At 75.0% G+C, this 18,373-nt stretch carries 21 protein-coding genes; 10 read left to right on the top strand and 11 right to left on the bottom strand.

Annotated elements, in window-relative coordinates; genetic code table 11:
* Positions 1–22: 22 nt before the first annotated feature.
* On the top strand, positions 23–1,054 hold the full coding sequence (locus tag ACIGW2_RS27970; RefSeq protein ID WP_399846758.1) for an alpha/beta fold hydrolase: 1,032 nt from the start codon (positions 23–25) through the stop codon (positions 1,052–1,054).
* Positions 1,051–2,508 carry a carboxylesterase/lipase family protein gene (locus ACIGW2_RS27965; protein WP_399846757.1) on the top strand — a complete coding sequence of 486 codons (1,458 nt, stop codon included), beginning with the start codon at positions 1,051–1,053 and terminating at the stop codon, positions 2,506–2,508. Before ACIGW2_RS27970 ends, ACIGW2_RS27965 begins: the two co-directional genes overlap by 4 nt.
* Positions 2,509–2,529: 21 nt before the next feature.
* On the opposite strand, the gene ACIGW2_RS27960 is transcribed toward ACIGW2_RS27965, so the two are convergent.
* Positions 2,530–2,838: an immunity 53 family protein gene (locus ACIGW2_RS27960; protein ID WP_399846755.1), complete on the bottom strand. Its 309-nt coding sequence runs from the start codon at positions 2,836–2,838 to the stop codon at positions 2,530–2,532.
* A 109-nt stretch (positions 2,839–2,947) separates the two neighbouring features.
* Between ACIGW2_RS27960 and ACIGW2_RS27955 the strand changes: the two genes are divergently transcribed.
* Both ACIGW2_RS27955 and ACIGW2_RS27950 read left to right on the top strand, forming a co-directional pair.
* A complete protein-coding gene (locus tag ACIGW2_RS27955; RefSeq protein WP_399846753.1) occupies positions 2,948–3,319 on the top strand; it encodes a hypothetical protein in 372 nt (123 codons plus the stop codon).
* 196 nt (positions 3,320–3,515) lie between these two features.
* Complete coding sequence (locus ACIGW2_RS27950) at positions 3,516–4,367, top strand: serine protease (protein ID WP_399846752.1); 852 nt, start codon at positions 3,516–3,518, stop codon at positions 4,365–4,367.
* A gap of 28 nt (positions 4,368–4,395) precedes the next feature.
* Here ACIGW2_RS27950 and ACIGW2_RS27945 read toward each other — a convergent pair whose 3' ends face one another.
* From ACIGW2_RS27945 to ACIGW2_RS27935, 3 genes are all read right to left on the bottom strand, one after another.
* On the bottom strand, positions 4,396–5,301 hold the full coding sequence (locus ACIGW2_RS27945; RefSeq protein WP_391655554.1) for a LysR family transcriptional regulator: 906 nt from the start codon (positions 5,299–5,301) through the stop codon (positions 4,396–4,398).
* Positions 5,302–5,431: 130 nt separating this feature from the next.
* A complete protein-coding gene (locus tag ACIGW2_RS27940; protein WP_399846749.1) occupies positions 5,432–6,133 on the bottom strand; it encodes a type 1 glutamine amidotransferase domain-containing protein in 702 nt (233 codons plus the stop codon).
* A 328-nt stretch (positions 6,134–6,461) separates the two neighbouring features.
* Positions 6,462–6,908 (bottom strand): anthrone oxygenase family protein, encoded by a 447-nt coding sequence (locus tag ACIGW2_RS27935; protein WP_399846747.1) that lies wholly within the window; start codon positions 6,906–6,908, stop codon positions 6,462–6,464.
* A gap of 92 nt (positions 6,909–7,000) precedes the next feature.
* Here ACIGW2_RS27935 and ACIGW2_RS27930 point away from each other — a divergent pair, with 92 nt between their 5' ends.
* On the top strand, positions 7,001–7,579 hold the full coding sequence (locus ACIGW2_RS27930) for a TetR/AcrR family transcriptional regulator (RefSeq protein ID WP_399846745.1): 579 nt from the start codon (positions 7,001–7,003) through the stop codon (positions 7,577–7,579).
* 41 nt (positions 7,580–7,620) lie between these two features.
* On the opposite strand, the gene ACIGW2_RS27925 is transcribed toward ACIGW2_RS27930, so the two are convergent.
* Together ACIGW2_RS27925 and ACIGW2_RS27920 are read right to left on the bottom strand one after the other, a co-directional pair.
* On the bottom strand, positions 7,621–8,319 hold the full coding sequence (locus tag ACIGW2_RS27925; RefSeq protein ID WP_399846744.1) for a response regulator: 699 nt from the start codon (positions 8,317–8,319) through the stop codon (positions 7,621–7,623).
* Complete coding sequence (locus ACIGW2_RS27920) at positions 8,316–9,674, bottom strand: sensor histidine kinase (RefSeq protein WP_399846742.1); 1,359 nt, start codon at positions 9,672–9,674, stop codon at positions 8,316–8,318. Before ACIGW2_RS27920 ends, ACIGW2_RS27925 begins: the two co-directional genes overlap by 4 nt.
* Positions 9,675–9,904: 230 nt before the next feature.
* On the opposite strand from ACIGW2_RS27920, the gene ACIGW2_RS27915 reads away from it, so the two are divergent.
* Together ACIGW2_RS27915 and ACIGW2_RS27910 are read left to right on the top strand one after the other, a co-directional pair.
* Positions 9,905–10,780 carry an ABC transporter ATP-binding protein gene (locus ACIGW2_RS27915; protein WP_399846741.1) on the top strand — a complete coding sequence of 292 codons (876 nt, stop codon included), beginning with the start codon at positions 9,905–9,907 and terminating at the stop codon, positions 10,778–10,780.
* Positions 10,777–13,287 (top strand): ABC transporter permease, encoded by a 2,511-nt coding sequence (locus ACIGW2_RS27910; RefSeq protein WP_399846740.1) that lies wholly within the window; start codon positions 10,777–10,779, stop codon positions 13,285–13,287. The genes ACIGW2_RS27915 and ACIGW2_RS27910 overlap by 4 nt, the downstream gene beginning before the upstream one ends.
* Before the next feature lie 32 nt (positions 13,288–13,319).
* Here ACIGW2_RS27910 and ACIGW2_RS27905 read toward each other — a convergent pair whose 3' ends face one another.
* Positions 13,320–13,697: a winged helix-turn-helix transcriptional regulator gene (locus tag ACIGW2_RS27905; RefSeq protein WP_399846739.1), complete on the bottom strand. Its 378-nt coding sequence runs from the start codon at positions 13,695–13,697 to the stop codon at positions 13,320–13,322.
* Between the two features lie 61 nt (positions 13,698–13,758).
* On the opposite strand from ACIGW2_RS27905, the gene ACIGW2_RS27900 reads away from it, so the two are divergent.
* Entirely contained in the window at positions 13,759–14,187 is a 429-nt protein-coding gene (locus ACIGW2_RS27900) for a YybH family protein (RefSeq protein ID WP_391655545.1), read from the top strand.
* A gap of 36 nt (positions 14,188–14,223) precedes the next feature.
* On the opposite strand, the gene ACIGW2_RS27895 is transcribed toward ACIGW2_RS27900, so the two are convergent.
* The 4 genes from ACIGW2_RS27895 to ACIGW2_RS27880 all read right to left on the bottom strand — a co-directional run bounded on the left by ACIGW2_RS27895 (position 14,224) and on the right by ACIGW2_RS27880 (position 16,063).
* Entirely contained in the window at positions 14,224–14,481 is a 258-nt protein-coding gene (locus tag ACIGW2_RS27895; RefSeq protein ID WP_399846737.1) for a hypothetical protein, read from the bottom strand.
* A 121-nt stretch (positions 14,482–14,602) separates the two neighbouring features.
* A complete protein-coding gene (locus ACIGW2_RS27890; RefSeq protein ID WP_361582152.1) occupies positions 14,603–14,983 on the bottom strand; it encodes a DUF2267 domain-containing protein in 381 nt (126 codons plus the stop codon).
* 157 nt (positions 14,984–15,140) lie between these two features.
* The gene (locus tag ACIGW2_RS27885; RefSeq protein ID WP_391655543.1) at positions 15,141–15,536 is read right to left on the bottom strand and encodes a DUF2267 domain-containing protein; all 396 of its coding nucleotides are present in this window, start codon (positions 15,534–15,536) and stop codon (positions 15,141–15,143) included.
* A 95-nt stretch (positions 15,537–15,631) separates the two neighbouring features.
* Entirely contained in the window at positions 15,632–16,063 is a 432-nt protein-coding gene (locus tag ACIGW2_RS27880; RefSeq protein WP_361581510.1) for an Hsp20/alpha crystallin family protein, read from the bottom strand.
* Between the two features lie 126 nt (positions 16,064–16,189).
* Between ACIGW2_RS27880 and ACIGW2_RS27875 the strand changes: the two genes are divergently transcribed.
* Both ACIGW2_RS27875 and ACIGW2_RS27870 read left to right on the top strand, forming a co-directional pair.
* Positions 16,190–16,822, top strand: coding sequence for a type III effector protein (locus tag ACIGW2_RS27875; RefSeq protein ID WP_399846735.1), 633 nt, complete (start codon positions 16,190–16,192; stop codon positions 16,820–16,822).
* A gap of 131 nt (positions 16,823–16,953) precedes the next feature.
* Entirely contained in the window at positions 16,954–18,369 is a 1,416-nt protein-coding gene (locus ACIGW2_RS27870) for a Mucin-2 (protein ID WP_399846733.1), read from the top strand.
* Positions 18,370–18,373: the final 4 nt, after the last annotated feature.

The following is an 18,373-nucleotide window of genomic DNA, read 5'->3' as shown; positions in this document are numbered from 1 at the left end:
AGGACAGGACAGAAGGACACACATGACCACGCTCCGCACCCGCCGTGTCGCCACCGGCCGGCTCACCCAGCAGATCACCGAGGCCAGGGCCGAGGGCGAGCCCGTCGTCCTGGTCCACGGCAACGTCTCCTCCTCCGTGTTCTGGCACGGCACCCTGGCCGCGCTGCCGGAGCCCTACCGCCCGATCGCCGTCGACCTGCGCGGTTTCGGCGGCACCGACCCGCTGCCCGTCGACGCCACGCGCGGTCTGCGGGACTACGCCGACGACCTCGCCGCGCTGCTCGAGGCCCTCGGCATCGAGCGGGCCCACCTGGTCGGCTGGTCCATGGGCGGCGGCGTGGTCCTGCAGTACCTGCGCGACCACCCGGCCGCGGTGCGCTCGCTGACCCTGGTCAACCCGGTCTCGCCGTACGGCTTCGGCGGCACGCACGGCGTGGAGGGGACCCTCAACGCGGCGGACGGGGCCGGTTCGGGCGGGGGCACGGCGAACCCCGACTTCGTCCGGCTGCTCGCCGACGGCGACCGCGGCACCGGCTTCCCGGCCTCCCCGCGCACCGTCCTCACGAGCTGCTACGTCAAGCCGCCCTTCACGCCCGCGCACGGGGACGAGGACGCGTACGTCGAGGCCATGCTCGCCACCCGGGTCGGCGACGACCACTACCCCGGCGACAGCACGCCGTCCGACGCCTGGCCGGGCATGGCGCCCGGGACGCGCGGGGTCCTCAACGCGATGGCGCCCACCCACTTCCGCGTCGACGACCTGCACCTCGTCGACCCCAAGCCGCCGGTGCTGTGGATCCGCGGCGAGGACGACATCATCGTCTCGGACACCTCGATGTTCGACCTGGCGCACCTGGGGGCGATCGGCGCGGTGCCGGGGTGGGACGGCACCCCCGCGCAGCCGATGCTGGCGCAGACGCGGCACGTCCTCGACCGTTACGCGGCGGCCGGCGGCTCGGTGCGGGAGGTCGCCGTGGCCGACGCCGGGCACGCCGTCCACCTCGAACGCCCCGAGGAGTTCGGCAAGGCGCTCCTGGAGGTCCTGTCGGCATGACGGTGTGCCGTACGCGCCAGGGCGAGGTCCGGGGCCGTGCCTCCGCGGAGGGGGTGACGGCCTTCCTCGGCATCCCGTACGCCGCTCCGCCGTTCGGCGCGCGGCGCTTCCGGGAGCCCGCGCCGCCGGAGCCGTGGACGGGGGTGCGGGACGCGACGGCGGCGGGGCCGACGGCTCCGCACGCCCCGTACGCCCCGCCGTTCGACGCCCTCATCCCGGAGAACACGATCCCGGGGGACGACTGCCTGAACCTCAACGTCTGGACCCCCGCCCCGGGGCCGGGCGGCGGGCTGCCGGTGATGGTCTGGCTGCACGGAGGGGCGTTCACCAACGGGTCGGGCTCGGCGTCCGGGTACGACGGCGGCGCGTTCGCGCGGGACGGCGTCGTGTGCGTCACGCTCAACTACCGGCTGGGGGCGGACGGTTTCCTGCGCCTGCCGGGCCGTCCCGACAACCGGGGGCTGCTCGACCAGATCGCCGCGCTGCGCTGGGTGCGGGAGAACATCGCCTCCTTCGGCGGCGATCCGGACCGGGTGACCGTGTTCGGCGAGTCGGCGGGCGCGATGAGCATCGGGGCGCTGCTGTGCGCCGAGGCGGCCCGCGGGCTGTTCCGGCGGGCGATCCTGCAGAGCGGGGCCTGCCACCACTTCCTGCGCCCGTCGTCGGCGCGGCTGATCGCGGCCCGGCTGGCGGAGAAGCTGGGGATCGAGCCGACCGCGGAGGCCTTCGAGGCCGTTCCGCTGCCGGGCCTCCTCGCCTCGCAGGCCGCGTTGCGGGCGGAGGTGACCGCGGATCCGGATCCGGCGCGGTGGGGCGAGGCGGTGCTGAACATCATGCCCTTCGAGCCGGTGCTGCCGGACCTCGCCCTGCCCGGCCCGGGCCGGGGCGTGGACCTGCTGGTCGGCAGCAACCGCGAGGAGTACCGCCTGTTCCTGGTCCCGACGCGGCGGCTCGACGTCTTCCCGGAGTCCTCGCTCCGCGCGATGACCGCCGCGTACGGCCTCGACCCGGCCGCGGCCCTGCCGGTCTACCGGGCCGGCCGGCCGGACGCCACGCCGGGCGAGCTCCTCGACGCGGTGGCGACGGACTGGTTCTACCGGATCCCGGCGATCCGCCTGGCGGAGGCGGTCCCGGGCTCGTACGTGTACGAGTTCGCCTGGCGATCCCCCGCGTTCGACGGCGCCCTCGGCGCCTGCCACGCGCTGGAACTCCCCTTCGTCTTCGACCGCCTCGCCGACCCGTGCTACGCCCCGCTGCTCGGCCCGGCCCCGCCCCAGTCCCTCGCGGACGCCGTCCACCGGTCCTGGGTCTCCTTCGCGACAACGGGCACCCCGGGCTGGGCCCCGTACGACACCACGACCCGCGAGACGATGGTCTTCGCCACCGACCCGTCCCCCACCGTGGTCTCGGACCCTCGCCGGGAGGAACGCCTGCTGTGGGAGGGCGTCCGCTGAGTCCCGCCCGGGCGGCGTCGTCTAGGCGGCGTCGCCCGAGGCCCAGGCGCGGAAGAGTCCGAGTGCCTCGGTCAGATTCCCGGGCCCGCACGCGAGGTGGAAGGTGCGGTCCGAGGTCCAGGCCATCACCCAGTCGTCCTCGCCCCGGGTGATGCGCCGCCGGGGATGTTCCCGGTCCTCCAGGTCCGTCTCGTCGAGGTTGATCCTGACGGTCCAGCCCGGATTGTCGAGCGTGCCGATCGTCACGCCCCATTCGTGCTCCCACTCGCCGTCGCATTGCGAGGCGTACCAGTGCTGCAACCAGTCGAGGACGTGCGTGGATTCGGTCATGGACGTTGATGCTAGGCGAGCCGGGTGGGGAGCGCGGAACCCGGTGTGCCCAGCCCGTTGCCTGCGGATCGCCCGCAACGGCCTTGTCCGGTCTGGATACAGTGACGGCATGACGACCGTCCTGCGGCACCCTCGACGTGGACACGCGTGGGATTGGTGGGCAGTGGACGCGCAGGGCTTCCTCGTCCAGTTCACCGACGGGCCCGCTCCGGAGCATCTGCTGGCGCAGCTGGATCGCGTCGACTCCGCGGTCGAATGGGCCGAGGAGAACCGTCCCTCATGGTTCGGCACGTCTCCCCCACCGCTTCACGCCTTCAGGTGCGACGGCGAGTTGCCCGTCTACATCCGCCACGACGTCCCGGCCTCCCCGTTGCGCCTGTCCGACGCCCCGGCGGTCATCGCCGAGGTCGCGGCCCTGGTCGAACTGCGGAGGGCAGTGGGAGACGCCTGGACGGTTCACCTCGACGAAGGATGGGCCTGAGACCCGTCCCGTCCCTGTGGTGCGCGGGCATCCGGGGCCCCCGGCAGCCTGAGGTGCAGGAGTCGGCCGCGCACCGGGCGGCGCGCCCCGCCGTCGATACCGCAGGCCCTCTTGCGAGCCGGGGGCCGACCTTTCGAGAATGTGCATGACAACCGAAGGATCTTCGGTCGCGCAGTCATCAGAGGGGAACCCCCACATGAAGAAGCCTCTCGTCGGCACGCTGCTCGCGCTGCTCCTCACCGGGGCGGCGACCGCCCCCGCCGTCGCGGCTACGCCGCGGGACGCGGCAGCACGGGCGGCGGGCGTGGCGCCCGCCGCCGTGGACTTCGCCGGGACGGTCGCGCTCAGCAACTGTTCCGGCTCCGTCGTCCGCACGCCGAGTTCCCTGCCGAGCGACCCCGCGCTCGTGCTCTCCAACGGGCACTGCCTGGAGACCGGCTTCCCGGCTCCCGGACAGGTCGTCAAGGACCAGCGGTCCAGCCGCACCTTCTCGCTGCTCAACTCCGCCGGCTCCAAGGTCGGCACGCTCCGGGCCGCAAAGATCGCGTACGCCACGATGACGGACACCGACGTATCGGTCTACCAGCTCACCCAGACGTACGACCAGATCCGCAGCCAGTACGGCATCAACGCGCTCACCCTCAACGACGTCCACCCCACGCAGGGTTCGACGATCAAGGTGGTCTCCGGTTACTGGAAGCGGATCTACAGCTGCGGCGTCGACGGGTTCGTCTACCGTCTGAAGGAGGGCGGCTGGACCTGGAAGGACTCCGTCCGCTACACCTCGGCCTGCAACACGATCGGCGGCACCTCCGGCTCACCGGTGATCGACACGGCCACCGGCAAGGTCGTCGCGGTCAACAACACCGGCAACGAGAGCGGCGAGAGCTGCACGGTCAACAACCCGTGCGAGGTCGACGAGAACGGTGCCGTGACCGTCCGGCAGGGCATCAACTACGCCCAGCAGACATACACCCTCGTCCCCTGCATCGGGCCCGGCAACGCGTTCGACCTGAACCGCGCCGGCTGCGTCCTGCCGAAGCCGTAGGCCGCGCGGGCCTCACGCCCTCACGGCCTCAGACGCCGCCCCACGCGGCCGCCGCCCCGGCGATCCGCTCGCGCACGACGGTCAGCGCCGGGTTGCCGGGCGCGCCCCGACGGGTCGCCAGGTAGAGGGTGTTGAGCGGGGGCGCCTCGGGGTGGTGGAGCTGGACCACCCGGCCGGCGGCCAGGGCCGGTTCGGCGAGGTAGCGCGGCAGCGCCGAGATCCCCGCGCCCGCCTCGACGGCCGCCAGGACCGCGCGCAGGTCGGGGACGACGAGGGCGACCGGATTGGCGGGGCGGTGCCCGAACTCGCTGCGCCAGTACCTGCGCAGGATCGGCAGCTCCTCGCCGTACGCGACGAGCGGCAGCGCGGACAGGGCCTCGGCCGGGGCGGTGCGCAGTCGTTCGGCGTCGACCGTGTGCGCCATCGACGGCGGGCCGACGAGCAGGAACTCCTCGTCGACGAGCGGTACGGCGAGCAGCGCCTGCTGCGTCGGCCGGACGGCCGACACGACCAGGTCGAGCCGGTCGGCCGCCAGGTCGGCGAGGAGGTCCTGCGCCAGGCCGAGCGCGACCCGGAGGCTCAGTCCCCGGCCGGTGAGCGGGGCGAGGGTGGGCAGCACGCGCAGGGTCATGATCTCGGCGGCGCCTCCGATCCGTACCGTGCCGCGCAGGGCCGGCTCGGCCTCGGTCGACCCGAGGGCGTCGCGGAGGCCGTCCAGGTGCAGGCTCACGCGTGCCGCCAGGGCGGCGGCGCGCGGCGTGGGGGTGACGCCCTGGCGGGAGCGGATGAACAGGGGCTCGCCGATCCGCTCTTCCAGGCGGGCGAGCTGGCCGGTGACGGCGGGTTGCGTGAGGCCCAGTTTCTGGGCGGCGGCGGAGAGGGAGCCGGCGCGGTAGATCTCCAGGAACGTGGCCAGCAGGTCCAGGCTCGGCACGCGTCTCTTCCTTCTCTCGTTCGCCCCGGACGCCGGTCACCGGCATGTGCTGCGTGCGGTGTCAGGGCTCAGTGCGGGGAGGCACCACCGGCACGCCGGCGGTGCCTCCCCTGGCGAGGGCCGGTCCTGATCAGACGGCGAGGGCCTTGAGGAGGGACTCGGCCGTGGCGGTGCTGGACTGCGGGTTCTGGCCGGTGATCAGGTTGCCGTCGACGACGACGGTGCTGCTCCAGGGCGCACCGGTGCGCACGAGCGCTCCCCGCTCGCGCAGCCGGGACTCGACGAAGTACGGCGTGTTGGCGCCGAGGCCGCCCTGGTTCTCCTCCTCGTCGGTGAACGAGGTGAGCGAGCGCCCGGCGAAGGTGAAGCCGCCGTCCGCCCGCGTCGCGCTCAGCAGGCCGGCGACGCCGTGGCACAGCGCGACCACCGGCATGTTCCGGGCGTCGGCCTCGTTCAGCAGCCGGCCGAGGTCGGCGTCCTGGGCGAGGTCGGCCATGGGGGCGTGGCCGCCGGGGACGTAGATCGCGTCGTAGCCTTCGAGCGTGACGCCGGACAGCGGGAGCGGGGCGGCCAGTTCGTCGGCGATGCCCGCGAGGTAGGCCTCGTACTCCGCGGCGTCCGCCGCCGAGACGCCACCCTGCTCGCTCAGGCTGAGCGCGTCGACGGTCGGCCGGGCGCCGGCCGGGGTGGCGATGTCCACCGTCGCCCCGGCTTCCGTGAGCGTGCGGTGGGAGGCAGCGACCTCCTCGGCCCAGTAGCCGGTCGGATGGGCGGAGCCGTCGGCGAGCGGCAGCGTCGTGGCGGCGGAGACGACCATGAGGATCTTCGACATGAGCAGGTCTGACCTTCTCGGGTAAAGGTGAGGTACGCGGCGGACCGCGTGCCGTCGGGATGGGGTGTCCGGCGGCTGTCGGGGACAACCCCACCTTCCATCACCCATCATCCCTCGTCATCCGGAGCGCCATAAGAATTCTTATGACGCGCGGGGCTCGCGGAGCGTCAGCAGGCCGTTGGCCACCAGGAGCGTCGCGGTCAGGCGGTGGACGCCGAGCGCGGTGGCGACGGAGCCGTGGTGGGCCGGCACGTCGGCGTGTCGCCGTACGCGGCGAGCGCCTCCACCCGTCAGCGACCGCACGGCGCGCCGGCCGGGCAGTGAGGCGTCAGACGAGGGCGGCGACCAGCAGGGTGAAGGCGGCGACGATGACGGCGACGCGGGCGTAGTGGTAGCGGTCCCAGCGCTTCATCTGCTCCTTCCAGTCGGCGGGCCGGGTCTCCGGGGTCCAGTTCTTGCCGCGGTTGTTGATGGGGACCAGGAGCAGGACCGACATGATCACGCTGGTGATCAGCAGGCCGGCGGCGGTCACGACGAGGCCGGTGCCCTCCTGACTCCACGCGGCGACGGCCCAGATCGCGACGAGGACGAGCGAGCCGATGTACCAGAACGGCATCAGGGCTCCGAGCATCCGGCCTCCGTGGGAGCGGGCCTGCTGATTGCTGTCGTCGGGGAGCGCGCTGAAGATCGGGTTCATGACGAAGGCCACGGCGCCTTCCACCCCCACCATCAGACCGACGCTCACGGTGGTGATGACCTCGAGTGCGTTGAGCATGGCGATCCCTCCGAATTTCTAGCATTGCTAGCTGTTGAGGCAACGCTAGTACTGCTGCCGCTCGGTTGTCTAGCGGTGCTAGGATTCCAGGCATGTCCGTACAGGAACGCAAGGCCCGCGAACGGGCCGACCGCGAGCGCCTCATCGTGGCCACGGCCCGCGAACTCGCCGAGCAGCAGGGCTGGGACGCGGTCACCACCCGCCGGCTCGCCGAGCGCATCGAATACAGCCAGCCCGTCCTCTACAGCCACTTCCGGGGCAAGCGCGAGATCATCGGCGCCGTCGCCCTCCAGGGCGCGACCGAGCTCGCCGCGGCCGTGCGGGCCGCGGCCGCCGCCGCGGACGGCCCGCGCGAGCGGGTGGCCGCCCTCGCCCGCGCCTACCTCGACTTCGCCGAACGGAACCCGGCCGTCTACGACGCGCTCTTCCAGCTCGACGGCGGCCTCGCCTACGCGCGGGAGGACACTCCCGCGCCCCTCAAGGACGCCTTCGCCGCCCTGATGGAGACCCTGGGCGAGGTCGCCGGCGACGCCCTCCACCCAGGTGTCTTCACGGAGACCTTCTGGGCCGCCCTGCACGGACTGGCCACCCTCACCCGTGCCGGCCGCCTGCCCGCCGAGTTCGCCGCGGAACGGGTGCGGCTGCTGGTCGAGCGGCTCGCGGTCGTCTGACCTCCCGCCCGGCGTCGGTACGTTCGTACGGTGCGGCGGCCTCAGCGCTCCGCCGGGCCGGCGCCCGAGCCGGGCGCGACCAGACCCGTCTCGTACGCCACGACGACCGCCTGCGCACGGTCCCGCAGCCGCAGCTTGGAGAGGATGCGGGCCACATGGGTCTTCACCGTCGCCTCGCTCAGCTGGAAGCGGGCGGCGAGTTCGGCGTTGCTCCGGCCGCGCGCCAGGGCCTGGAGCACCTCGCGTTCCCGTGGCGTCAGCGCCGCCAGGTCCCCGTGCACCGGGGCCGTGGCCGGGTCGGCGGCCGGTGAGGCGAAGCGCTCGACCAGCCGGCGGGTGATCGACGGGGCGAGCAGCGCGTCGCCCTCCCGGACCAGGCGCACGGCCGCCGCCAGGTGCTCCGGAGTGACGTCCTTGAGAAGGAAGCCGCTCGCCCCCGCGCGCAGCGCGGCGTACACATAGCGGTCGAGGTCGTACGTGGTGAGGACGAGGATCCGCGGCACGGGGCCGCCGCCGGGGTCCCCCAGGATGCGGCGGGTGGCCTCCAGGCCGTCCGTGCCGGGCATCCGGACGTCCATCAGGACCACGTCGGGGCGGGTGCGGGCGACCGCGGCCACGGCCTCGTCGCCGTCCGCCGCCTCCGCGACCACGTCGATGCCGTCGGCGGCGAGGATCATCCGGAAGCCGGTGCGCACCAGTGCCTGGTCGTCGGCGATCACCACCCGGGGTGCCTCGCTCACACGCCCTCCCCCATGGTCGATGACCCCTCCGTCGTGGACTCCGGGCCCGCCGTCACGGGCGCGGCCGCGAGCGGGATCACGGCCCGCACCCGCCAGCCGCCGGTGGGACGCGGGCCCGCCCGCAGCGTACCGCCGTACACCGCCAGGCGTTCCCGCGAGCCGATCAGGCCGCGGCCGCCGCCCTCGGGCGCGCCCGCCCGGGTCCGGCCGCCGCCGTCGAGCACCTCCACCCGCAGTTCCCGCGGCGCGTACGTCACGGTGACCGCGACCCGCGCGCCCTCCGCGTGCCGTACCGCGTTGCTCAGCGCCTCCTGCACCACGCGGTAGGCGGCGAGCCCCACGCCGCCCGGCGGTTCGACGGGGGTGCCGCACACGGTCAGCTCGACCGGGACCCCGGTCGCCCGCACCCGGTCGACCAGCTCCTCCAGTCGGTCCAGGCCCGGCTGCGGCGCCAGGTCGAGATCGGCGAGCTCCTCCCCCGTACCCGTCGGCGGCCCCTCGGCCGTCATCGTCAGCAGCCCCATCACGTGGCGCAGTTCGGACATCGCCGTCCGCCCCGCCGCCTCCACCGCCCGCATCGCCTCCCGGGCCTGCTCGGGAGCGGTGTCGAGGACCTTGCGCGCCGCGCCCGCCTGGATCGTCATCATGCTGACGTTGTGGGTCACCACGTCGTGCAGTTCCCGCGCGATCCGCGCCCGCTCCTCGGCCACGGCCCGGCGCAGCGCCTCTTCCTGACGCTCCCGCAGCTGCCGCGCCCGCCGCCGCAGGGTGTGCACGACCTGCGCGGCGAGACCGACCGGCAGGAGCACGAGCAGCGGGATCAGGCCCGGCGTCACCTCCGGCACCAGGTGCAGGGCCGGGTAGAGCACCACCCCGGCGAGCAGCGAGGCGACGGCCGCCTTCCGGTGCGGGCTGTGCACGACCGCGCTGTACGCGGCGACCAGCCCCGACGCGAAGGTGACCGTGATCGCGTCCGGCGCCGGATCGCCCCACGCCTTCAGCGCCACGGTGGCGGCCGTCACCGCCCAGAACACGGCGAGCGGGAAGCGGCGGCGCAGCGCCAGCGGCAGCGCGGTCAGCAGGACCAGCGCCCACTCCCACGGCTCGGCCGGCGCGAGCGTGTGCTCCACGGCCGGCACCGGACGCGGTACGGGCGGGAGCCCCGACTCCGGGAGCTCCGGCAGGGCCGGGGGATCGGGCAGCCGCACGGGCGCCTCGCCCGCGTCGGGGCGCAGCTCCACGTACGAGCGGTTCAGGTCCCCGGCCACGGTGGCCGCGGCCAGTCCCACGGCGAGCAGCCCGTCCGCCGCCCACGACCAGCGGGTCAGGCCCGCGACTGCCTCTTTCCAGCGCATCCGCCCAGTCTGCCAAGCCGGCCGGCCCGGAAGATCGGCCGCGAGGCGCAGGCCCGTCGTCGTGGGGCGTACATCCCGGGGATGACACCCGCGGGCGTCCGCCCGGCGCGGTACCGATCTTCGTCACCGCGGCCGACGCGCACCGGCCGGGCCCGCGCCTAGCGTTCCGGGACATCCCGCACGAACCGAGCGCCGCCCGGCGCGGCCTCGCGACGCCCCCTGGAGGACGCATGAGCGGCATGACCGGCGTGACCGACGACGAGCCCGGCGACGAGCCCGGCGACGAGACGGCCGGCGATCCCGGCCGGCGCCTGATCGACGTACGCGAGGTGAGCCGGACGTACGACGGCGACCGGGCCGTCCTGAGTGACGTCACGCTGCGGGTCGGGGCCGGCGAGGCGCTCGCCGTCATCGGCCCCTCCGGCAGCGGGAAGTCGACGCTGCTCAACCTGCTCGCCGGGCTCGACCGGCCGACCACCGGCACCGTGACCGTGGGCGGCCTGCGCGTCGACGCGATGAGCGAGACGGCCTCCGCCCGCTACCGGCGCTCGCACGTCGGGATGGTGCACCAGTTCTTCCACCTCCTCGACGACCTCACGGTCCGCGACAACGTGCTGCTGCCCGCCCAGCTGGCCGGGCTGCCGCGCGACGAGGCCGCCGCCCGCGCCGACGCGCTGCTGCGCCACCTCGGCGTCGCCCGGCGCGCCGCGGCGCACCCCGGCAGGCTGTCCGGCGGCGAGCGGCAGCGCGTCGCCGTGGCCCGTGCCCTGATGAACCGTCCGCCGCTGCTCCTCGCCGACGAGCCGACCGGTGCCCTCGACTCGGCGTCCGGCGCCGAGGTGCGCGAACTGCTCCGCGAACTGAACGCCGACGGACAGACGATCGTCCTGGTCACCCACGACCTGGCCCTCGCCGAGTCGTGCGCCACCCGGACCGTCGAGCTGATGGACGGGCGGATCACCCGGGACGAACGGAAGGACCGGGACGAACGGACCGACCGGAACGGCGTGTCCGACCGGGGCGGCGTGACGAACCGGGACGGCGTGTCCGACCGCGATGGCGTGTCCGCGCGCGACGGCGTGTCCGACGGGACGGTGACCCGATGAGCCGGAACACCGGGGAGCCTCGCGGGACCGCCCTGGGGCGGGTGGTGCGCGCCGGGGTGGCCCGGCGCCGCGTGCAGACCGCGGTGATGGTGCTCACCACCCTGCTCTCGGTGGCCGCCGCCGTCCTCGCGGTGGGTCTGCTCGTCGTCTCGCACCAGCCCTTCGACCGGGCCTTCGGGCGGCAGCACGGCGCCCATCTGACCGTGCAGTTCGACGGCTCGGCCGTGACCGCCGAGCAGGCCGCGGCCACCGCCCGGGCCCCGGGTCTCGCCGAGGCCGCCGGTCCCTTCGCCGTCGCCTCGGTGCGCCTGTACGGGGACGGCGCGCCGCCCGGCTTCGCGCCCCCGCCCATGACCGTGGCCGGCCGGGCGTCCGCCGACACGCCCGTGGACCGGGTGGGGCTCGTCGAGGGTCGCTGGGCGACCGCGCCGGGCGAGATCGTCCTGGAGAAGGGCTCGCAGCTCCCGTTCATGCGTACGGGCACCGTCCTGACGGCCCGCCAGTCCCCGGGCGGCACGGCGGAGCGCCCTGGGCAGGCGCCCGACGGCCGGTCGCACGGCGCGGAACAGGCGCCGGACGGCAGGTCGGACATCGACCTCACCGTCGTCGGGATCGCCGAGTCCGTCGGCGAGAGCGCCGACGCCTGGGTGGTGCCCGGGCAGCTGCCGGCCCTCTCCGGCGCCCGCGCCGGCCGGCCCGACCTCCAGATGCTGTACCGCCTCGACCGGTCGGCGACCGCCGCGGACGTCGACGCCGGGCGCGCCGCCGTCGCCGCCTCCGTCGGGCCGGGTGCCGTCGCCGGCGCGCAGTCCTACCTGGACGTGCGCCGGACGGCCCAGGAGAACACGGCCGCGTTCATCCCGTTCGTGACCGCGTTCGCCGCCCTGGGCCTCACCCTGTCCGTACTGGTGATCGGGATCGTCGTCAGCGGCGTGGTCGGCGCCGCGACCCGGCGGATCGGCATCCTCAAGGCGGTCGGCTTCACACCGTTCCAGGTGGGCCGGGCCTTCGTGGCCCAGGCCCTGCTCCCCGCGGCCGTCGGCGCCGTGCTCGGCGTGCTGCTCGGCAACGGCGTCGCCGTGCCCGTGATGGCGGAGCTGGCGACCACGTACGGGACGGCGGAGATCCTGATCCCGGTGTGGGTCGACGTCCTCGTACCCGCCGGTGTCCTGCTGGTCGTGGCCGCCGCCGCGTACGGTCCGGCGCTGCGGGCCGCCCGGCTGCGCACCGCCGACGTGCTCGGCCCGGGCCGGCCCGGCCGGGCGGCACGCGGCGGCGGCGCGCGGTGGGCGGGCCGGCTCCTCGGCCGGCTGCCCCTGCCGCGCCCCGCGGCCCTCGGCCTGGCGGGGATCGCCGCACGGCCGGCCCGCGCGGCGACGACCGCCGCCGCCGTCGCCCTGGGCGCGCTCACCGTCACCTTCGCCCTGGGGCTCGGCTCCACCCTGGTCGCGGTCAAGACGGACGGCGACCCGGACTCGGCGGCCGACGTGACCGTCCGTACGCTCGCCCTTCCGGGCGGCCCGCCGTCGCCGACGGACACCGAACCGGCCGACCCGGCCGCGGTGGCCGCCGCCCTCCGGGCCGGCCTCGCGGGCGACGGCACCTTCTACCGGACCGCCCGGGCCCATGTGAGCGTCGCGGGACTCAAGGGCGGCACGGTCCTCGTGGGATACGAGGGAGACTCCTCGAAAGGCGGCCACACCATGGTATCCGGCCGCTGGTTCACCGCTCCGGGGGAAGCGGTCGCGCCCACCCGCTTCCTGCGGACCACCGGGCTCTCGGTCGGGGACGTCCTCACCCTGTCCGAACAGGGCCGCACGGCACGTCTGCGGATCGTGGGCGAGGTCTTCGACCTCGGCGGCCAGGGCATGACCCTGCGCACCCCGGCCGCGTCCGTCTCCGCACTGGGACTGCGCTTCCTGCCCTCCGAGTTCCAGGTGGTGCTCGGTGGCGGAACCGGCGCCGGCGCGGGCTCCGGAGGGGACGCCGACACCCGCGCGGAGGAGGTCGCGGCCCGGCTCGACGCCGCGATCCGGCCGATCGGGGCGCGGGCCGAGCCCGCCGAACCCGCCAAGTCGAGCGTGATCCTGGCGATGCAGGCCCTGATCGCGCTGCTGACCCTGATGCTGGTCGCCGTCGCCGCGCTCGGCGTCTTCGACACCGTGGTCCTCGACACCCGTGACCGGGTGCGCGACCTCGGCATCCTCAAGTCCCTCGGCATGACACCGGCCCAGACCACCGTCCGGGTGCTCGCCCCGGTCGGCGTCGTCGGCCTTGTCGCGGGCGCCGTCGGCGTACCGCTGGGCGTCGCCCTGCACCGGGCGGTCATGCCCGCGATGGGCCGTGCCGTCGGCACCACCATCCCGCCGGCCGACCTGGACGTGTACGGCGCTCCGCTGCTCGTCGGCCTCGCCTTCGCCGGGGTCCTCGTCGCGACGGCGGGCGCCGTGCTCCCGGCCGCCTGGGCGGCCCGCACGGACACGGCCCGGGCCCTGCGCACGGAGTGAACGGGCCCGTACGACCGCAGGCCGACCGGGTGTCAGCCGGTCGGCGCCGGGGCCTCCGCGCCCCAGTCCCACAGGGCCTGGAGGACCGGGCCGAGCCGCCGCCCTCGCGGGGTGAGGGCGTAGCGGACGCGCGGGGGCCAGCCGGGGCGGCGGTCGCGTGACACGACCCCGGCCGCGCCGAGCTGGGCCAGCCGCTCGGACAGCACCTTGTCCGACAGGGCGGGCAGGGCGGTGCGCAGCTCACTGTAGGAGCGGTCGCCGCGGAGCAGTTCGCGGACCACGAGGGTGGTCCAGCGCCCGTGCAGCGCGGCCAGCGTGATCTCCACCGGACAGGCGGGAGTGGGCGTCGCCACGCGCGCGTGCGGGTCGTCGGGCAGTCCTGCCGGGTGACCAACCGTTCGGTGAGTCACGAGATCGCCTCCTAGCGTGTGGGCACCCGATTGTCCCGGCACGGAAGGACGTCTGTCTGTCATGTCGATCACGTCGATCACGCGAGAACTGGCCGAACGGCCCGAAGAGGTGCCCGCGGTGTTCGCCGAGCGCTTCAACAGCGGCGACCCCACCGCGCTGGCCCAGGTCTACGAGGACGGGGCGGTGCTGGTCCCCCGGCCCGGAACTCCCGTGACGGGCCCGGAGCTGCACGCCGCCAACCACCGGTTGCAGCAGCTCGGGGTCCCCATCGAGGTCCGTCCGCGGCACGTCTACCGCAACGGGGACCTGGCCCTGCTGATCGTGGACTGGGTGATCGACGGGACCGGCCGGGACGGCCGGCCGGTGCACGTCGAGGGCACCGCCACCGACGTGGCCCGGCGGGGCCCGGACGGCCGCTGGCGGTACGTCATCGACAACCCCTTCGGGCCGCGCCCGGGCGAACCCGCCGCGGAGGAGCCCACGCCGTGAGCGGTGGGGCGCCCCCGGCTGTTTCCGTGCGCTCGCTCAGCGCTTGCGCAGACGGAGCGAGTTCCGCCTCGCGTCGGCGGTCCAGCCGCCGTCCACGGGCATCGCGATGCCGGTGACGAAGCCGCTGCGGGCGGGGTCGGCGGGGAAGGCGACGGCCTGGGCGATGTCGCCGGGCGCGGCGAACCGGCCCCTCGGCACCCGCTCGACGTTGTCGGCGTCGGTGCAGCCGCCGGACGCCCGGGCCTCCCGCCCCGTGGTCGACGCCCTGGCCGGCCTCCGGTCCGCGGCGGTCACGGCCCTGCGGGGCGCGTCGCCCGCCGCGGGGAGGGCGCCCGTGGGCGGTCGGCGGTGCGGCGGACGCGGGCCGCGCCGGGACCGCCCCGGGCACGTACGGCGCCGGCTGGGGAGAGAGAGCCTAGGCGGCCGGGGTCAGTTCGGCCTGGCCGAACAGCAGGGCGTAGCCGGAAGGGAGTTGGCGCAGGATGCGGCCGGTCAGCTCGGGGCCGGCGTGGGCGGCGACGGCGGAGAAGACGGAGCCGGTGTCCCAGCGGGTGGTGGCGAGGGACGCGCCGGCGCGGGCGGCGAGGTCCTTGACGAAGGCCCAGCCGGTCAGGGGTTGGGTGTCGGGGATCTGCGCGGTCAGGACGCGGGCGGCTTCCAGGGGGAGGCAGGCGGCGAGGTCGACGCGCTCGTCGCCGGTCAGCTGGCGTCCCAGCCCCGCGAGGACCAGGCGCACGGCCTCGTCGGCCCTTTCGCGGGTGGGGTAGGCGCCCTCGTAACGGACCTTCTCCAGCATCTGCTCGTACGCCGCCCCGTACGACGTCCCGTACGCGTTCTCGTACGACGCCTCGTGCGACGGCCCAGACGGTGCGTGCCGGTCGGAGATCACTGGGGTGGTGTGCCTTTCTCGCTGTGGCCGGCGGCCGGTGCCCCGGCGCCGGCGTGAGGGATGGTCAGGTGGGCTGGGGGCGGCCGAAGAGCAGGTCGTAGCCGGCGGGGAGCTGGAGCAGGATCTGGCCCATGAGGTCCTCGTCGGCGGTGTCGGCGACGGTGGAGAGCACGGCGCTCACGTCCCAGGCCGCGGTCTCGGCGGTGGCGCCCTCGATCCACGCGGCGGTCGCCCGGACGAACCGCTCCGGGCTCAGCGGCTCGGCACTCTGCAGCGGGTTGAGCAGGATCAGGGCGAACTGCTCGGGCAGGCGCGCCGCGAGTCTCGCGCGCACGTCGCCGACCAGATGCGCGCCGAGCAGGGCGAGCACCACGCGGGTCGCGCGCTCGGCTTCCGCCACGGTGTCGTAGGCGCCGCGCTCCTGGACCCGGTCGAGGAACGCTTCGCTTCGCAGGGTCATGTCGGCCGCCACCCCTTCTTCTTCGGACTGCCCAGGGGGGTGCGGAGGGCGGGGTGAGGGGAGACAGCTCGCCCTCCGCACCCGTCCGGCCGTTGTCAGCCGGAGATCTCCTTGCGATTCGATCCGACGCCGATCGAGATCTTGCGGGGCTTGGCGCGCTCCGCGATCGGGATGCGCAGCGTCAGCACGCCCGCCTCGTAGTCGGCCTGGATGTGCTCGGTGTCGAGGGTGTCGGCGAGCACGATCTGCCGGGAGAAAACGCCCAGCGGCCGCTCGGACAGCTCCATCTGCACGTCGTCGGCCTTCGCCACGGGCCGTCGCTCGGCCTTGACGGTGAGCATGTTCCGCTCGACGTCGATGTCGATCGCGTCCGCCGTGAGGCCCGGGAGGTCGAAGGCCACCACGTACTCGTCGCCCTCGCGGTAGGCGTCCATCGGCATCACCGCCGGGCGGGACCACGTGCCCGGGCCCGTCAGGTGCTGGGCCAGCCGGTCCAGCTCACGGAAGGGGTCAGTGCGCATCAACATCGTGAAAACACCTCCAGCGGTTCGGGCAATGACTGCCAATGCGCCTCACTGACACCGTTGTAACATGTCATCCATCGGATGACAAACAAGATGTCGTCCATACGACGACCATCGAGGAAGGCACCCGTGACGACACCCGACGAACGGCCCACGGCCGGGACGAACGACCGGGGCCCGGCGTCGTTCCTCGCCGCCGCCGCGGCCCTCCACGCCATCGACGACGCCCTGCGCGACGCCCGGCGGGAGTCCCCGGACACCCCCGCGGGCCCGGCTCCCGGCCCGGAGCAGGCGCTGGCCTCCCTGCTGCTGCTGCGGCAGGTGCGCGAGCAGCTCGCCGGGTGGGAGACCGGTCTGATCGAGTCCGCCCGGGACGCCGGCGCCAGCTGGGCCGACCTCGCCCACCCCCTGGGGGTCGCCAGCCGCCAGGCGGCCGAACGGCGCTATCTGCGCGGCCGCCCCGGACCCGCCGGCACCACCGGCGAACAGCGCGTGAACGCCACCCGCCAGGCCCGGGCCGCCGAGCGCAGCACCGCCGCCTGGGCCCGGACCAACGCCGCCGACCTGCGTCGCCTCGCCGGCGAGATCGCCGCGCTGACCGACCTGCCCCGGGCGGCCCGCCGCCCGCTCGGCGACCTCCACGCGGCCCTCGCGCACGACGACCCCGCGCACCTCATCGCGCCCCTGACCGCCGCGCGCCCGCACCTGACCCGTACCCATCCCGAGCTCGCCGCCCGGCTCGACACCCTCACCCCGCCCTGACCCGGCGACGGGGTCGGCGGATCGGTGCGATGCGGTGCGGGGGCCCGGCAGCGTGCATGATCGGGTGGAGACGCCCGGCCACCGCTGTTCGCGGACCCGCACCGCCGGTCGTGACGGAGGGGGAAGGAATCATGGTCGCGCACCACGCGTCCGCACTGGACGGGGTCGCCCGCAATCCGGCACTGCCGACACCGCTGTTGCTGCGGTTGCTGGCCTTCGACGGCACCGGCGACGGCGCCGCGCACGGCGTCGTGGCCCGCGCGCTCGCCCTCGCCGTCCAGCGGCCCGGTCTTCCCGAGGCGGCCGTGGCACGCATCCTCGCGCACCCGCTGCACGGCGTCCGGGTGGAGTTCGCGACGAGCACCCGGGCCGACCCGGCGCAGCGCGCCCGGCTCGCGGACGACCCCTGCCCCCGGGTGCGGGCCGCCCTCGCCCACGGACCCGACGGGCACGCCCCTCGTACGCACGTCCTGCCCCTGCCGGACGAAGTGTGCGCCCGTCTGCTCGCGGACCCCGACCCGAGCGTCCGCACGGCGCTGCTGAACTCCCCGTATCTCACGCCGTCGTTCGCGGCCTCCCTGGCGACGCACCGCGATCCGGCGGCGCGGCGGATCGCCACCCGCGCGTGGGCGGCGCTGCCGGCGGGCGAGCGGGCGGCGCTGCTCGCCGACCACGACCCCGCCGTACGGCGCGCGGCGGCCCTCCGGGAGTGCCGACGGGACGCCGATCTCACCGCGGAACTCCTCCGTGACCCGGAATCCGCCGTCGAGGCGCTGCGCCACGGGCTCCTCCACCGCGCCGACGCCGAACGGCTCGTCGCCGAACGGACCCGTCCGGCCGACCTCGCCGGAAACCCCTCGCTGCCCGCCGACCTCGTGGAGCGGCTCGCCGTCGACCCGGACGAGGACGTGCGGCTCGCGGTCTCCCTCCGGCCGGAACTGGACGAGACGCGGCGCATGCGGATCGCCTTCACGGTCGGCGAGTTCGCCCGGGGGGACGTGGAGTGGGTACGGGACGGGGCGGCCGACCCCGAAGTGCTGCGCCGTGCCGCGACCTCCGCCCATCCGCTGCTGCGGCGCGCCGCCGCCCAGAGCCCCCACCTGCCGCCCGAACTCCTGCGCCTGCTCGCGGACACCCGGGACCCGGTGGTGGAGGACCTGCTGGGCGTCCACCACCCGGACACGCCGGAGGACGTCCTCCTGCGGGTGTACGGGCGCCTCGGCGGCACGTTCTCCGCCTGGATGGCGGAGTCGCACCCCCGCTTCCCCCGCGAGGGGCTGGCGGCGCGCTACGCGGACCATCCGGACGGGGCCCACCGCCGGCTGGCCGTCCGTGACCCGGCCGCCACACCCGCCCTGATCGAACGGCTCAGCCACGACCCCGCCGTCTGGACCCGCCAGGCGGCGGCCGGCGACCCGCGCCTCCCGCTCCCCCGGCTCCGCGAAGCCCTGCACATACCGGAGCTGGCCTCCAGCGCCGGCGCCAACCCGGCGCTCCCGGTGGAGGAGATGGCCGGCGTCCTGGAGCGGGCGGGCGTCCCCGCCTGACCGC

Source organism: Streptomyces sp. NPDC053541, from assembly GCF_044544705.1.
Taxonomy (GTDB): Bacteria; Actinomycetota; Actinomycetes; order Streptomycetales; family Streptomycetaceae; genus Streptomyces.
The sequence above is the reverse complement of the archived record's forward strand: the minus strand, read 5'-3'. Positions and strand labels throughout refer to the sequence as shown.

Coding starts and splice junctions, on each gene's coding strand:
- ACIGW2_RS27970 (WP_399846758.1), top strand. CDS start 23: ATGACCACGCTCCGCACCCGCCGTGTCGCCACCGGCCGGCTCACCCAG.
- ACIGW2_RS27965 (WP_399846757.1), top strand. CDS start 1,051: ATGACGGTGTGCCGTACGCGCCAGGGCGAGGTCCGGGGCCGTGCCTCC.
- ACIGW2_RS27960 (WP_399846755.1), bottom strand. CDS start 2,838: ATGACCGAATCCACGCACGTCCTCGACTGGTTGCAGCACTGGTACGCC.
- ACIGW2_RS27955 (WP_399846753.1), top strand. CDS start 2,948: ATGACGACCGTCCTGCGGCACCCTCGACGTGGACACGCGTGGGATTGG.
- ACIGW2_RS27950 (WP_399846752.1), top strand. CDS start 3,516: ATGAAGAAGCCTCTCGTCGGCACGCTGCTCGCGCTGCTCCTCACCGGG.
- ACIGW2_RS27940 (WP_399846749.1), bottom strand. CDS start 6,133: ATGTCGAAGATCCTCATGGTCGTCTCCGCCGCCACGACGCTGCCGCTC.
- ACIGW2_RS27935 (WP_399846747.1), bottom strand. CDS start 6,908: ATGCTCAACGCACTCGAGGTCATCACCACCGTGAGCGTCGGTCTGATG.
- ACIGW2_RS27930 (WP_399846745.1), top strand. CDS start 7,001: ATGTCCGTACAGGAACGCAAGGCCCGCGAACGGGCCGACCGCGAGCGC.
- ACIGW2_RS27920 (WP_399846742.1), bottom strand. CDS start 9,674: ATGCGCTGGAAAGAGGCAGTCGCGGGCCTGACCCGCTGGTCGTGGGCG.
- ACIGW2_RS27915 (WP_399846741.1), top strand. CDS start 9,905: ATGAGCGGCATGACCGGCGTGACCGACGACGAGCCCGGCGACGAGCCC.
- ACIGW2_RS27910 (WP_399846740.1), top strand. CDS start 10,777: ATGAGCCGGAACACCGGGGAGCCTCGCGGGACCGCCCTGGGGCGGGTG.
- ACIGW2_RS27900 (WP_391655545.1), top strand. CDS start 13,759: ATGTCGATCACGTCGATCACGCGAGAACTGGCCGAACGGCCCGAAGAG.
- ACIGW2_RS27890 (WP_361582152.1), bottom strand. CDS start 14,983: ATGCTGGAGAAGGTCCGTTACGAGGGCGCCTACCCCACCCGCGAAAGG.
- ACIGW2_RS27885 (WP_391655543.1), bottom strand. CDS start 15,536: ATGACCCTGCGAAGCGAAGCGTTCCTCGACCGGGTCCAGGAGCGCGGC.
- ACIGW2_RS27880 (WP_361581510.1), bottom strand. CDS start 16,063: ATGTTGATGCGCACTGACCCCTTCCGTGAGCTGGACCGGCTGGCCCAG.
- ACIGW2_RS27870 (WP_399846733.1), top strand. CDS start 16,954: ATGGTCGCGCACCACGCGTCCGCACTGGACGGGGTCGCCCGCAATCCG.